Raw genomic sequence first — 15,091 nt, forward strand, 5'->3', positions numbered from 1 at the left:
TTTCATCATTGTAAAGCTAATTTTCTTGTAATTTCAGTTGCCTTTCTATCATTTAAATTCTTTAATATTTCTGACACAGTCGTCTTTTTTAACCTTCTTAATATATCTATCGCCAATTTTGAATCAGATACAGTATAATAGTTAATAGAATCTATTTTAAGTGCTGTTAACTCTTTGTCATTTATAATTAATTTTTCAATAATATTAGCTACATCCCTGGGATCCATCTTCTCATAAACTAAAACTAAATCATTTAATTTTTCCTCATACTCTTTTATGTAATCAATAATCTGGCTCAATTTAACTGTAATATTTTCTTTTGAACTAGTTAATAGTTCTTCCCGCCTAATATTATAAAATAACTCATCAACAAATTCTTTATCTCTTGAATATTTAAGAATATCAGCTGCTTTTTCTAGAGGTAAATTAATATATATTTTAGCCAAATCACTTATTGAATATCTTTCTGTATTCCCCAATACTTTAAAAGCATCATATGAATTTTTCCCTGCATAAATTTTCGCTAAATCTTTAAACTCTTCATATTTCATTTCTTTTTCTAATAAATAAGATTTTAATAAATACATTTTATCTTTATCAATTAACGATATTTTGGATAATATTAAATTCTTTTCTTCATCACTTAAATAATATAGAATTTCTACTACTTTCTTATCATCCATATTATTAATTACATCTGCAATTTTATCCTGTTCATCTGTATCTCCATTAATTTTCTCTTTAATTTCTTTTAAAACTAAATAATTATCCATCTTTTGAAGTCTTTCTGCTTCTTTTTTAATACTATCTTGTTTCTCTTTTTGTATTTCATCATATAGTGAAAAAAGTAAATCCTTCCTTAATTCCCTTTCCCTAACCAACTTAATTATATCAACTGTTTTATTCGGATACTTATTATTCATTAATCTTATAATGTCATTATAAAGTTTGTTATCATCTTTTTTTATAATATACAATTTGTCTGCCGCATTATTTATATCAATCTCATTAAAGTATTCGATAAGAAATGTTTTTTTGGCTTCAATTTCTTCTTCAGTTGGATAACTATTAAAATATTCTCCTACAAAACCAGGAGCATCTTTTAAATGATTATTAACTAACATTCTAAAGGAATCAACTTTATAATAAATTGTTGCTAAAACTCCAATTGGTATAGTTAATACCAGAAATATAATAATAATTATAGAAATAATTTTGTTACTACTCTTTTTTTCTTTAGTCATAATAAACCCCCGCTAATTTTTACTGCTTCTAAAGTTTACAATTTCATCTACTAATTTATCTTCTTCTTTTTTGATTTCATAAATAAACTCATTATAATGCTTTTCCTTAATCTTTTCCATCATCTTCTTTTCTTTCAACGCTTCTAAAAGATTCTTTTTCTTACTATCCACTACGTCTTTGGCATTATATACTCTAGCCTTTTGCTCTACTATTTCTTTATTAATATAGTCTATTATCATATTATAATTTTTCAAATCAAATATAGTCGTATTTTTCACATTTATATTTCTCATAGCTAATTCATTCTTCTTATAATTCATTAATTCTCTAAGTTTATTTTCTTCAGTTCTCAAAATTTCTTTTGCCCTATTATAATCAGCCAATCTTAAGTTTTCTACAGTTTCTCTATATTCTAATATCTTTTGAAATTTAAATTTAAAATTATTTTGCATTCAAATCACATCCTAAAAAACTGATGTAATATCCTTCATTATTTCTATTGTTTCCTCTAATGTATACTTTTCCATTATGCCTTGCTTTAAAAAATTATTAATCTTTTCTATAGCATTAATAGCAATATCAATTTTTTCATTACTGCCCTCTTTATAAGCACCAATATTTATTAAATCTTCTGCTTCCTTATAAATTGACATTATATCTTTTATTTTATTAGCAAGATATATATGCTCTTTATCACATATATTAGGCATTACCCTACTAATACTTGCTAATACATCTATCGCAGGATAGTGATTTTGATTTGCCAATTTCCTTGATAAAACTATATGTCCATCTAATATCCCTCTTACAGTGTCAGTTATTGGTTCGTTTAAATCATCTCCATCAACTAAAACTGTATATAAAGCTGTAATTGTCCCTCTATCTGATGTTCCTGCTCTTTCTAAAAGTTTCGGCAGTAGCGCAAATACTGATGGTGTATATCCTCTTGTAACTGGCGGTTCTCCAACAGCTAGACCCACCTCTCTCTGTGCCATCGCAAATCTAGTTAACGAATCCATCAAAAGCATCACATTTTTACCTTTATCCCTAAAATATTCAGCAATCGCTGTAGCAAGAAAAGCTCCTTTCATCCTAACAAGAGCTGGTTTATCAGATGTTGCAACTACAACAACAGATTTTTTTAGTCCTTCTTCTTTCAAATCATTTTCTATAAATTCTCGTACTTCTCTACCTCTTTCACCTATAAGTGCAATTACATTAACATCGGCTTTGACATTTCTTGCAATCATACCTAATGTTGTACTTTTTCCAACACCACTGCCTGCAAAAATGCCAATCCTTTGCCCTTTTCCACAAGTTAATAATCCATCTATTGCTTTTATACCTAATGGTAAAATTTCTCTTATTTTCTTTCTCTGTAAAGGATTCGGTGGACTATTCATCACAGAATAAGTTTTACTATTGCTTATCGGTCCTTTACCATCAATTGGTTCGCCTAATCCATCTAAAACTCGTCCAATAAGTTCTTCACTAACATTAACTTTTAAAGAACTTCCTGTTGACACAACAATACTACCTGGTCCTATTCCTTCCATATCTCCTAAAGGCATTAATAAAACCTTATCTTCCTTAAACCCAACTACTTCGGCTGGTATCGCTACTTTACTGCTAAAAGGATATATATAACATAATTCTCCTATACTAGTCTGTGGACCACTCGACTCTATCGTAAGACCAATAACTTTAGTTACTTTCCCATAATATTTAATTAATTTAACGTTATTAACTGCATCTGCATATTTTTTTATATCTATTACTTCCATACATATCACTCACTATTTAGAATATCTTTTAAAGTTTTTTTCATTGTTTCAATTTGAGTATTTATGCCAACATCCACACAACCTCTTTCAGTCTCTATAATACAGCTACCCTTTTGTAAATTATTATCGATTTTGACTTTAATATCTTCGATAAGACTTGCTTCTGCCAATAATCTCTCTTTAGCAAGCTCAACAACATCGTAATCATCTTTAGAAACTCTAATAACGACTTTATCACTTACTAATAAATTTTCTAAACCTTTTAAAATAATTGATATAATAACTTCTTTATCATCATCTAATTTTTGATTTATTATTTTCTCACTTATACTTATTACTAATTCTACGATGTCTTTTTCCAACTGCTTTAAATATGCAGCTCTTTTCTGTAAATATTCTCTTTTTATACTATTTGCCTCTTTAATAATTTTTTCAGCTTCTATACACCCTTCTTCATAACCTTTTTTATATCCCTCTTCATACCCCTTTTGTTTTGATTCTTCAATTACTAAACGAGACTTTTCATACGTTTTTTCCATTATAGCATCTGCATTTTCCCTCGCTTCATTAAGAAGCATTTCTGCTTCAGCCTTAGCTTTATTTATAATTTCATCATGTTTTTTCCAAGCATCTTCCATAATTTTTTCAATATTATTTCTATTATCCTCTACACTATCTTTTGTTACAGGTGTTTCTACAATTACTCGATACGATTTAATAATATTAGACAACTATCTCGTCCCCTCCTCTTGGAGTAACTATTTCGCCTTCTTCCTCAAGTTTTCTTATAACATTAACAATATTTTGTTGAGCCTCCTCTATATCTTTTAATCGAACAGGACCCATAAATTCCATATCTTCTTTTATCATTTCTGCTAAACGTTTAGACATATTAGCAAAAATAACTTGCTTAACTTCTTCACTTGCAGATTTAAGAGCAATTGCCCATTGATTATTATCAATTTCTCTAATAATTCTCTGTATAGACCTACTATCTAGCGTTACAATATCTTCAAATACAAACATTCTTCTCCTTATTTCTTCGCTTAATTCAGCATCTTGTGTTTCTAATTCTTCCATAATATGCTTTTCAGTTCCACGGTCAACGGTATTAAGTATAGATACTATTGTTTCGATTCCTCCAACACTTGTATAATCCTGAGTAACTAGATTTGAGAATTTATTTTCTAATACCCTTTCTATTTCTTTAATTATGTCAGGTGATGTTCTATCCATTATAGCAATCCTTTTTGCTACTTCAGCTTGTTTATCTTGAGGCAAACTCGATAAAATCTGGCCCGCTTGACTAGGTTTAAGATACGATAGAATCAAAGCTATAGTTTGTGGATGCTCATTTTGTATATAATTTAACAATTGATTAGGATCTGCCTTTCTAATAAATTCAAAAGGCCTTACTTGTAATGAAGCCGTCAATCTATTAATTATATCAATTGCTTTTTGAGAACCTAAAGCTCTTTCTAGAACATCCTTAGCATAATTTATTCCACCTTCAGATATATATTCTTGAGCTAAACATAATTGATAAAAATCCTCCAATACTTTTTCCTTTTCTTCAGGAGAAACCATTCTAATATTTGCAATTTCTAAAGTAAGTTCTTCAATTTCTTCATCATTTAAATGCTTGAATATTTCGGCTGATTTTTGTGGACCTAAAGTTATCAATAATATCGCAGCTTTCTCTCTTCCAGTTAACTGCTGTAATCTAGACGACATGGCTCTCCCCTCCTTAATCTTCATTTAACCAAGTTCTTAATAATTGTGCAACCGCTTCTGGCTTCTTGTCAATAAACTTCTCAATTTGACTCTTAATTTCTGATTTTTCATTACTTATTAAATCTATATCCTGTATCTGTTCAAATTGTGTTGATTTCTGCTCTAGTACATCATTAATATCATATTTTTCATTTTTACGTCTATAATAATAAATAGTTCCAAATATCCCAGCTAATGCAACGAATGCTATTGATAATATTAAAATTAGATTATTGTTTTTACTATCGGCATTATTAGTAACATAATCAATACTATTTGGTAATGACTTATTAAATTTTGCTGTATTTACTTGTACTTGCTTTGTATCCAATCCAGTAGCTGCATATATTAATTTAACAATCTCTTTTTTCTCTTCAGCTGAAAGCTCTCCATCTGCAATCGCATCTTCATTAATCAAAATCGCAACCGTTATAGATTCAATGCTACCAGGTGCTTTTTCGATTTGCTTATTTATTTCATTTAATTCATAATTTATTGTCTTACTCGCCCTATAAAACTTAGAATTATTTTTATCAGACTGTACATAATTAACAATATTATCAGAATTTGAATCGACTCCTGGTACTCCTCCGTCTGGTCCATTAATCATGTTTTCTTCTAATTGCTCCATACTACGTATTAAACCTTCATCACTACCATCTACTGGTGGTTGAAATTGTACAACTTTTGTAACCTCACTATCGAAATTCATTTTTACACTCGATCTTACATCAACATTTCCATATCCAAACATAGTTTCTAAGAACCTTTTTATACTATTATCAATTCTTCTCTGTATATTCCATTGAATATCTAATTGCTCATTATAATTATATTTTTCAATATTTTCGTCTGCAGTAAGTAAATTACCCGTATCATCAATAATTGAAACATTTTCTAATTTTATCTCTTTAACAGCTCCAGCTACTAAATTTCTTATAGCAAGTACTTTATCTTTTGATAAATGGTATCCCCTTGACAATTTGATAAAAACTGAAGCTGTGGCTTCCTCACTTTGCTTTAATACAAAACTATTTTCATCTGGTATATCTAAATATACCTTAGCACCCTCTATTCCATCAATTTCTGTTATAGTGCTTGCAAGCTCGTTTTCTAAAGCATATTCTAATCTTTGCCTTTTTTCATAATCCGTCATAGTCCAACTATTATCATTTAATGCATCTAAAAAACTATAACCATCTTTCGGCAATCCTTCAGTAGCTAGCTGAATTTTAACCTTATTTTTATATCCTTTTGGTACTAAAATAGTTGTACCTTCATCTGCATTTTTCCATTTTATACCCATTTCATTTAGCTTATCCGTTATAAGTCCAGCATCTTTTAAGCTCAAATTTTTATAAAGAACTTCATATTCTGTACGTGTAAGGTAATATGTAATCAAACTAACACTAATGATAATTAGAAAGGCACTAACTGTTAATTTGATTTTTTTTGTTTTATCTAGTTCACTCCAAAAATCATTAAGCTGTTTTCTAATTTTATTTATAGTTTCAGACACTCAATCACCTCATTTCTTGCTACGACTAAATTAAATTTGCATCCTCATTATCTCCTTATATGCATCTATAACCTTATTCCTGATACTTAATGTGAGTTGTAAAGCTATATTGGCCTTTTCACTAGCTATCATCACTTCATGAATATTATCTATTTGTCCCATTGCTAATAACTTATTATAATGTTCAGCTTCTACTTGTAGACTATTTACTTTATCTAATGCTTCTTTTAAGAAGTTTCCAAAAGAGTCTTTTTTGCTGTTATTTATATTAATATCCTTACTTATATAACTTAAATTTCTTATCTTACTTATATCATTTATCTCCATATACTTATCCTCCCTTATCTACCTATTTCTAATGCTTTCATAGCCATAGTTTTAGATGAATTAATTGCTGCTATATTTGCTTCGTAGGCTCTAGATGCCGATATCATATCCACCATTTCTTTAACTACCTCTACATTTGGCATCAAAACATATCCATCTTTATCTGCATCAGGATGTCCTGGCTCATACACTTTTTTAAATGGAGTTTTATCTTCCACTATTGCACTAACCTTTACACCTTGTCCATTTAAATTTTTATGTGAATAATTAGATAGATAATATGAAAAAGGTTTACTATTTTTCTCTTTAAACACTACCATTTTTCTTCTATAAGGAAGTCCACTACTTGTCCTAGTTGTATTTGCATTAGCTATATTTTTAGAAATAATATCCATTCTTATTCTTTCTGCACTCATTCCAGAAGCACTAATATTTATAGCATTAAAAACTCCCATTACTATCTCCTCCCTTCATTAATTACTGATTTAATTCTGCCGAATTCTGATATTGTTTGCCTAATTAAAGCGTTATACATTATTGTGTTTTTTGCTAATTCTGCCATTTCGATATCAATATCTACATTATTTTCATCTAATCTAGTGGACGTATTTATTTCTTTTACAACTATTGGTTCGAAATTATCATGTCGTGATCTAATATGTAATTTATTTGTAACTTCAAGTTTTACTGATTTGTCTTCTAAATTCTCTTTTAATATATTTTCAAACTCAACTCTAACTCTTTTATAGCCAGGTGTATTAGCATTAGCAATATTATTAGAAATAGCTTCATGTCTTAGCCAAGTTCCATTAAGGGCAAAATTTAAAAAATTAACTGTAGAAAACATTTTATCAAACATAAACTCACCTCTTAAGTCAAATATCTATAAATTATTCGATAAAAATTTACAAAATCCTTCATGTTTTTGTTTTTATACTTAATTAATATTAATTTTCTTTTTCAATTTACATATATCCTCTTTATATTTTATATTTTTTTACAATTTTCTTCAAATAGTCAATAAGTCCTAATAAAAAGGAAAGGTATAACATAAATGTTATACCTTTAATTTCTAACCTTTTTTAACTCATCTATTAATTTATCATTTAAAATCTTTATATATGTTCCTTTCATTCCAAGAGACCTAGATTCGATTACTCCAGCACTTTCAAATTTTCTAAGTGCATTTACGATTACAGATCTTGTAATACCTACTCTGTCCGCTATTTTACTAGCAACAAGTAATCCTTCGTCCCCTTCTAGTTCATTAAAAATATGTTCTACTGCTTCTAATTCAGAATATGATAAAGTACCTATTGCCATTTGAACTATAGCTTTCTTACGAGCTTCCTCTTCTATTTCTTCATTTTTAGCCCTTAAAATTTCCATTCCAACTATTGTTGCACTATATTCAGCCAAAACTAAATCTTCTTCAGTAAATTCCCTTCCAAACCTCGCTAAAACTAGAGTCCCTAATCTAACTCCTCCACTTATTATCGGTACAACTGTACTTAATTTATTAGGATAATCACATCTAGATACCTGATCAAAAACACATTCTTCAATTTCTTTTGTATTGGCTCTAGTTTCATTAATCCTCAACAATTCTTCATTATATTCTTTAGGAAATCTTCTTTCTTCTACTACTTCACTCTGTATGATATTACACTCAAAACCTGAAGATAATGCAAACCCCAATACTCTTCCTTTTTTACTAGCTATATAAACATTTGCCTCTAGAATTTCACTTAAAGTCGCACTTAATTCTGAAAAAGAAACTGGTTTACTACCTGAATTTTGCAAAATTTTATTAAGTCTTCTTGTCTTCTGTAATAAACTTTCACCCATATTAATCCTCCTTCATTAGATTATGTATTTTGACATATCTTTTTCTTGTATGATATCACCTAATTTTTCTCTAACATATTTCTCATCAATCACTATCTCATTTTCTTCAATATCTGGAGCTTCAAAAGATATATCTTCATGTAATTTTTCCAATATAGTATGCAGTCTTCTAGCTCCTATATTCTCTGATTGTTCATTAATAAGATATGCAATTTTTGCTATTTCATTAATAGCTTCTTCAGTATATGTTACTTTTATACCTTCTGTCTCTAACAACAACTGATATTGTTTGATAAGTGCATTTTGTGGTTTTGTCAATATTTCCTTGAAATTGTCTTGAGCAAGATTTTCTAATTCTACTCGAATAGGAAACCTACCTTGAATTTCTGGTATTAAATCTGTAACTTTTGAAATATGAAAAGCTCCAGCTGCTATAAAGAGAATATGATCTGTTTTAACAGGTCCATATTTTGTCATAACAGTACTTCCTTCAATAATTGGCAAAATATCCCTTTGAACTCCTTCTCTTGATATATCAGGCCCGGAACTATAATTTCTTCCTGCAATTTTATCTATTTCATCAATAAATATTATCCCATTTTCTTCAGCTCTTTTAATCCCTTCATTAATAACTTCATCCATATCTATAAGTTTTTGTGCTTCTTGAGAAGTCAAAATTTTCTTTGCCTCTTTAATAGGAACTTTCCTCTTTTTAGTCATTTTAGGGATTATCCCACCTAATAAGTCATTCACATTAATATTTAACTCTTCAATTCCAATGCCACTAAACATCTCTATAGTAGAACTTTTACTTTCTTCAATTTCTATTTCAATAACTTTATCATCTAATTCATTACTATTAAGTCTCTTTCGAATTTCTTTTCTTTGTTCCAAAATTTTTTCATTTTCAGCAGAATTATCATTATTATATTTATCGGTTCTATTAGTACCGAAGAAAACATTTAGAGGATTTATAAAATCCTCCGTTTTCTTATGTAGCGGCACTAAAATTTCAGCAATTCTATCTAAAGCAATATCATATGCTTTACTGTATACCATTTCGATTTTCTCTGATTTTACCATTCGTATAGAAGTCTGCACTAAATCCCTTACCATCGATTCTACATCTCTACCCACATAACCTACTTCAGTAAATTTTGTAGCTTCTACTTTTACAAAAGGCGCATTTACTAATTTAGCTAGTCTTCTTGCAATTTCAGTTTTCCCTACACCAGTCGGCCCTATCATTAATATATTTTTAGGTTTAACTTCCTCTTTAAACTCATCATCTAACAAACTTCTTCTATACCTATTTCTTAATGCAATCGCAACGGATTTTTTTGCTTTCTGTTGACCTATTATATATTTATCTAATTCTTTAACTATTTGTTTTGGAGTTAATTCCTTCATAAAAAAACACTCCTTTAAATTACTTCTATAGAAATATTACTATTAGTATATACACATATAGACGAAGCTATCAAGAGTGACTCTTTTACTATTTCCTCAATTGAAAGATCAGAATGTTTTAGTAATGCTTTACCTGCCGCAAATGCATAACTACCACCTGAACCTATAGCAACTATACCATCTTCTGGTTCAATAACCTCACCATTTCCTGAAATCACTAATAAAATATCTTTATTTCCTGCTATTAACATAGCTTCGAGTTTTTTTAAAATCTTATCATTTCTCCACTCCATAGCTAATTCTACAGCTGCTCTTTTAAGATTTCCACTAAATTGTTCTAATTTTTCTTCTAGTTTTTCAGATAAAGTCATTGCATCAGCTACAGAACCCGCAAATCCAACTACTACGGTATTATTATATAATTTTCTCACTTTTTTAGCTGTATGTTTCATAATAGTTTTATCTCCAAAAGTAACTTGCCCATCTCCAGCTATTGCAACCCTATTACCTTTTTTTACAGCAATAATTGTTGTTCCCCTAAACATAATCTCACCCCTATCAGCAACAATCAATACTATCATATTTTAACATATCAATCAACTAATATTTTATTATCTTTAATAAATTTTTGTAAAACTTTTAAACTTCGTTCGGATTTCAATCTATTTCTCTCTTTTTTATTCTTAACTTTATGCTCCAATTTAGGCATTATCCCAAAATTTATATGCATAGGTTGAAAATCACTTATACTTCCGTCAGAAATATAATTACTTAAAGAGCCAAGTGCCGTTTCTAATGGAAATATTATTGGCTCTTTATCTAATAATATTCTAGACATATTTATACCTGCCACTAATCCAGAAGCAGCAGATTCAACATATCCTTCAACACCAGTTATTTGTCCTGCAAACATTATATTTTTATATTCTTTCAATTGATAAGTTGGTTTTAAAACCTTTGGTGAATCGATATAAGTATTGCGATGCATTACACCATATCTAACAAATTCTGCATTTTCTAATGCAGGAATTAAACTAAATACCCTCTTTTGTTCTCCCCATTTTAAATTAGTCTGAAACCCAACTATATTATATAAAGTTCCTTCTTTATTGTCTTGTCTTAATTGAACAACTGCATGATACTTCTCTTTTGTAATTGGATTTTCTAATCCAACAGGTTTTAATGGCCCATATAACAAAGTTTCTTTACCTCTTTTCGCCATAACTTCTATAGGCATACAAGCTTCAAAAACTATTTGTTTTTCAAAATTCTTTAATGGATGGACTTCTGCTTTAATAAGTTCTTCATAGAAACGTTCATATTCTTCTTCATTCATAGGACAATTTATATAGTCAGCATCTCCTTTATTATATCTAGAACCTTTAAATGCTTTTTCCATATTAATTGATTCATAAGTTACAATTGGAGCTGCTGCATCATAGAAATACAAATTTTCAGCTTTAGTTAATTTAGAAATATTATCTGTCAAATTTTTAGATGTTAATGGCCCTGTAGCTACAATTACAAAACTATCAATTGGTATTTCAGTTACTTCCTCTCTTATGAGTTCTATATTAGGATGATTATAAATTTTATTAGTTATTTCTTCCGAAAATTTTTCTCTATCAACTGCTAGTGCTCCTCCTGCAGGCACTTTATTATTATCAGCAGCTTCAATAATTAATGATTTTAACATCCTCATTTCAGCCTTAAGTAATCCTACGGCATTTTCTAAACTGTCCGACTTTAATGAATTACTACACACTAATTCAGATAGTTTATCTGTATGATGTGCTTCTGTATTTTTAACAGGCCTCATTTCAAATAGCCTAACTTTAATTCCCCTGTTAGCTAATTGCCAACTTGCTTCGCATCCTGCCAATCCTCCACCAATAACTACTACTTCTTTTTGCATAATATCACCCTCTACTCCTCTTTTGTTTCTTTTTTATATTTGCATTCTTTATTGGAACACACTATATAAGTACCCTTTTTATTTTTTTTCTTTACTAATATCCCCCCGCATTCTGGGCATTTATCGCCAGTTGGAATATCCCAAGAGACAAACGAACAATCAGGATAATTACTGCACCCATAGAATTTTCTACCTTTTTTGGTATGTCTCTCTATTAATTCTCCACCACATTCTGGGCATTTTACACCTAACTCTTTTACAATAGGCTTTGTATTTTTACACTCTGGGTATCCAGGACAAGCTAAAAATTTTCCGAATCTACCATGCTTTATTACCATAAACCTTCCACATTTTTCACATTTTATATCAGTAACTTCATTTTGAATTTCTATCTTATTTATTTCATTTTCTGCTTTTTCAAGACTAACTTTAAATTCTTGATAGAACTCGTTTATTACATCTCTCCAATTTAATACACCTTCTTCAATTTTATCTAACTTACTTTCCATATCTGCAGTAAATTCTTCATTAATAATATCTGTAAAATATTCTAAAAGTAACTCTGTTACTAAAATACCCAAATCTGTTGGTTTAAAATATTTATTTTCTAAAACTACATAACCTCTACTTAAAATAGTGCTAATCGTAGGTGCATATGTGCTAGGTCTACCTATTCCTAACTCTTCCAATGTTTTAACTAAAGTGGATTCGGTATATCTTGCTGGCGGTTGCGTAAAATGCTGTTCAGGTTGTATATCTTTAATATTTACGCTCTCACCTTCATTAAGATTTGGAATTTCTATTTCTTTTTCTTGTTTATCATCTTTAAATATCTTTAAATAACCATCAAATACAATTTTAGAACCAGAAGCTTTAAAAATATATTTTCCGGCACTAATTTTAACTGATAAAGTTTCGTATAATGCAGGGCTCATCTGGCTTGCAATAAATCTTTCCCAAATAAGTTTATACAATTTATATTGATCGACACTTAATGAGCCTTTTATCTTTTCTGGCGTTCTATCTATCAAAGTAGGTCTAATCGCTTCATGTGCATCTTGAATATCATTTTTTCTTTTCGATTTAAATTTTCTAATTCCTGTAGTATATTTTTCTCCATAAATTTCTACTATAAAATCTTTAGCTTTTTTTAGCGCCTCATCAGATATTCTAACTGAATCAGTCCTTATATAAGTGATAAGACCAACAGTCCCCTCTCCTTTAATATCAATACCTTCATACAATTGCTGCGCTATCATCATTGTTTTTTTAGTAGAAAAACCTAAACGTTTAGATGCTTCCTGTTGTAAAGTACTTGTAGTAAAAGGAGGACTAGGATTACGTTTTCTGTTCCCTTTCTTAATTTCCTCAACAGTAAAAGTACTCATTTTAACTTCTTTAACAATAGCTTCAACGTCATCTTTGCTTTTTAATTCTAACTTTCTTTCTTTCCCTTCAGCTTTAACACCATAAAAATTGGCTTTGAATACTTGATTATTTTTTTCAAGAAAAGCATCTAATGTCCAATATTCAGTAGGTTTAAAATTTTCAATCTCTTTTTCTCTATCGCAGATAAGTTTTGTTGCAACAGATTGTACCCTACCGGCACTTAAACCTCTTTTAACTTTTCTCCATAGAAGAGGACTAATTTTATATCCAACAAGTCTATCTAATATCCTTCTAGCTTGTTGAGCATCTACTAAATTCTGATTAATTTGTCTAGGTTTTTTAATCGCATTTTTTATAGCGTTTTTAGTAATTTCGTTAAACTCTATTCTAACTTTATCATCTTTTGAAAGCCCTAATATATGTGATAAATGCCATGAAATTGCTTCTCCTTCTCTGTCAGGGTCTGTTGCTAAATAAATTTTATCGGCTTTTTTCGCTTCCTTTTTTATCTCATTTATTACTGGACCCTTTCCTCTTATCGTTATATATTCAGGTTCAAAATTCTCCTCTATTTTAATACCCAATTTACTCTTGGGTAAATCTCTGACATGCCCTACAGATGCTTTCACCTTATAATTACTTCCTAAAAATTTGCCTATAGTTTTAGCCTTTGCAGGTGATTCTACTATAACAAGAAACTTTGCCAAGTCATACACCTCCAACTTTCATAATGTCTGTTATTATATCAAAAACTATATGTTAAGTCTACTTTTAAAAATCAGTTAATTGAAAAGTTTTTCCCGGCAATTGTCTTACAATCCCTTTTAATTCCAAAATTGTTAATATACTATTTACTTCTTTTATACCTAATCCAGTTTGAAAAGATATTTCGTCACAATGTTTAGGATATTCTTTTATACACTCAACTATCTTAATTTCATCTTTCCCCAAATTCAAATGAGAAACTTCCTTAATCCTTTTTGTTTTAATTCTATTTTTCAATAGAGTAATTTCTTCAATAATATCATTAATATCCATAACAAGTTTTGCCCCATCTTTTATAAGCAGATTTGTACCTTTACTATAAACACTATTAATATTACCCGGTATCGCAAAAACTTCCCTGCCCTGTTCTAATGCCATCTGTGCTGTAATTAACGAACCGCTTTTTTTGCTCGCCTCAACAACTAAAACACCTAAAGAAAGTCCACTAATTATTCTATTTCTCATTGGAAAATTATACGGCAATGGTTGAACTCCTAGCGGGTATTCAGTAATAATTGCTCCATTGTTCTGTATTTTTTCAAATAACGCCTTATTAGTTTTAGGATATATTAAATCTATCCCATTTCCTAAAACAGCGATAGTTCTTCCTTCAGCTATAAGTGCACCTTCATGAGCTTTAGTATCTATCCCATAAGCTAAACCACTTACTATAGTAATTCCTAAACTAGCTAGTTCTTTTGCAAATTTTTCCGCAGCCCATTTGCCATATGCAGTAGCTTTTCTAGCACCAACTATAGCTATGGATACTTCATCTTTAGATTCTAAACTACCTTTAATATAAATTACTTTCGGTGGATTATAAATACTTTTTAAATGTTTAGGATAATCATCATCAAAAATTGTTATTATTTTTGCCCTACTTTTTTGAACTCTATTTATATAATCTTCATAATAATGTATATCTTTATATTTAACTAAAACAGATTTAAAATACTCGCTTATAAAATTAATATTATTGATAACATCTGTTGACGCTTCCCATAACGAATAAAAGCTACCAAAATACTCTTCAAGTTTTTCGATTGTATTACTGTTTATATTAAGACTATTTAACCAAATTAAAATATCTCTACTATTCATAGTATTACCTACTTT

General features: G+C 29.4%; 15 protein-coding genes. All 15 read right to left on the bottom strand.

The window, feature by feature from the left end; translation table 11 throughout:
* Positions 1-5: 5 nt before the first annotated feature.
* Positions 6-1,244 (bottom strand): MotE family protein, encoded by a 1,239-nt coding sequence (locus BUB51_RS01300; RefSeq protein WP_073194820.1) that lies wholly within the window; start codon positions 1,242-1,244, stop codon positions 6-8.
* Positions 1,245-1,256: 12 nt separating this feature from the next.
* Entirely contained in the window at positions 1,257-1,697 is a 441-nt protein-coding gene (gene fliJ / locus BUB51_RS01305; RefSeq protein ID WP_073194822.1) for a flagellar export protein FliJ, read from the bottom strand.
* Between the two features lie 12 nt (positions 1,698-1,709).
* Positions 1,710-3,029 (bottom strand): flagellar protein export ATPase FliI, encoded by a 1,320-nt coding sequence (fliI, locus tag BUB51_RS01310; RefSeq protein WP_073194824.1) that lies wholly within the window; start codon positions 3,027-3,029, stop codon positions 1,710-1,712.
* Between the two features lie 5 nt (positions 3,030-3,034).
* Positions 3,035-3,760: a FliH/SctL family protein gene (locus BUB51_RS01315; protein ID WP_073194826.1), complete on the bottom strand. Its 726-nt coding sequence runs from the start codon at positions 3,758-3,760 to the stop codon at positions 3,035-3,037.
* Positions 3,753-4,763 (bottom strand): flagellar motor switch protein FliG, encoded by a 1,011-nt coding sequence (gene fliG, locus BUB51_RS01320; RefSeq protein ID WP_083599462.1) that lies wholly within the window; start codon positions 4,761-4,763, stop codon positions 3,753-3,755. The genes BUB51_RS01315 and fliG overlap by 8 nt, the downstream gene beginning before the upstream one ends.
* Positions 4,764-4,776: 13 nt before the next feature.
* The gene (fliF, locus tag BUB51_RS01325; RefSeq protein ID WP_073194829.1) at positions 4,777-6,321 is read right to left on the bottom strand and encodes a flagellar basal-body MS-ring/collar protein FliF; all 1,545 of its coding nucleotides are present in this window, start codon (positions 6,319-6,321) and stop codon (positions 4,777-4,779) included.
* Between the two features lie 30 nt (positions 6,322-6,351).
* Positions 6,352-6,648: a flagellar hook-basal body complex protein FliE gene (fliE, locus tag BUB51_RS01330; protein ID WP_073194831.1), complete on the bottom strand. Its 297-nt coding sequence runs from the start codon at positions 6,646-6,648 to the stop codon at positions 6,352-6,354.
* 14 nt (positions 6,649-6,662) lie between these two features.
* Positions 6,663-7,103, bottom strand: a complete 441-nt coding sequence (flgC, locus tag BUB51_RS01335; protein WP_073194833.1) for a flagellar basal body rod protein FlgC — start codon at positions 7,101-7,103, stop codon at positions 6,663-6,665.
* Positions 7,104-7,105: 2 nt separating this feature from the next.
* The gene (gene flgB, locus BUB51_RS01340; RefSeq protein WP_073194835.1) at positions 7,106-7,507 is read right to left on the bottom strand and encodes a flagellar basal body rod protein FlgB; all 402 of its coding nucleotides are present in this window, start codon (positions 7,505-7,507) and stop codon (positions 7,106-7,108) included.
* A gap of 206 nt (positions 7,508-7,713) precedes the next feature.
* Positions 7,714-8,496 (bottom strand): GTP-sensing pleiotropic transcriptional regulator CodY, encoded by a 783-nt coding sequence (gene codY, locus BUB51_RS01345; protein WP_035162817.1) that lies wholly within the window; start codon positions 8,494-8,496, stop codon positions 7,714-7,716.
* Between the two features lie 15 nt (positions 8,497-8,511).
* Positions 8,512-9,906 carry an ATP-dependent protease ATPase subunit HslU gene (hslU, locus tag BUB51_RS01350; RefSeq protein ID WP_073194837.1) on the bottom strand — a complete coding sequence of 465 codons (1,395 nt, stop codon included), beginning with the start codon at positions 9,904-9,906 and terminating at the stop codon, positions 8,512-8,514.
* 14 nt (positions 9,907-9,920) lie between these two features.
* On the bottom strand, positions 9,921-10,451 hold the full coding sequence (gene hslV / locus BUB51_RS01355; protein WP_073194838.1) for an ATP-dependent protease subunit HslV: 531 nt from the start codon (positions 10,449-10,451) through the stop codon (positions 9,921-9,923).
* Between the two features lie 47 nt (positions 10,452-10,498).
* Complete coding sequence (trmFO, locus tag BUB51_RS01360) at positions 10,499-11,821, bottom strand: methylenetetrahydrofolate--tRNA-(uracil(54)-C(5))-methyltransferase (FADH(2)-oxidizing) TrmFO (RefSeq protein WP_073194840.1); 1,323 nt, start codon at positions 11,819-11,821, stop codon at positions 10,499-10,501.
* Between the two features lie 11 nt (positions 11,822-11,832).
* A complete protein-coding gene (gene topA / locus BUB51_RS01365; protein WP_073194842.1) occupies positions 11,833-13,917 on the bottom strand; it encodes a type I DNA topoisomerase in 2,085 nt (694 codons plus the stop codon).
* Positions 13,918-13,981: 64 nt separating this feature from the next.
* Entirely contained in the window at positions 13,982-15,076 is a 1,095-nt protein-coding gene (gene dprA, locus BUB51_RS01370; protein ID WP_073194844.1) for a DNA-processing protein DprA, read from the bottom strand.
* Positions 15,077-15,091 lie beyond the last annotated feature (15 nt).

Origin of the sequence: Caloranaerobacter azorensis DSM 13643 (assembly GCF_900129995.1) — a bacterium.
Taxonomy (GTDB): Bacteria; Bacillota; Clostridia; order Tissierellales; family Thermohalobacteraceae; genus Caloranaerobacter; species Caloranaerobacter azorensis.